This is a genomic window from Pseudoalteromonas sp. CR1 (genome assembly GCF_019392235.1).
Taxonomy (GTDB): Bacteria; Pseudomonadota; Gammaproteobacteria; order Enterobacterales; family Alteromonadaceae; genus Pseudoalteromonas.
This window is the reverse complement of sequence record NZ_JAHXRM010000692.1, coordinates 1-229: the sequence shown is the minus strand read 5'-3', so window position 1 is coordinate 229 and position 229 is coordinate 1. Positions and strand designations below refer to the sequence as shown.

The following is a 229-nucleotide window of genomic DNA, read 5'->3' as shown; positions in this document are numbered from 1 at the left end:
GCACTTCACTGGGCCCCTCACTGAGCACGTGAGGATGATCAGATGGCTGCGGATGAGCGTTCTTTATTTCGTGTTGGGTATCGTGTTGGTGTTCACTGGCAGGCTCATCTGCCGCATTGTCCGTGTTAGGCGACAGTCCTGAAAGTGCCACCGCATTAATCACCACAGGTTTATGACTCACCGACTCAGCTAAGCTCATACCCCAATCATCATACCCGCCACCGTTGAC

Annotated in this window: 1 protein-coding gene; it reads right to left on the bottom strand. The window is 53.3% G+C overall.

Translation table 11 applies throughout. From position 1 onward, the window contains the following. Positions 1-229, bottom strand: a 229-nt coding sequence (locus KZZ04_RS22380) for a hypothetical protein (protein WP_219424154.1), incomplete at both ends; no start/stop codon positions are given.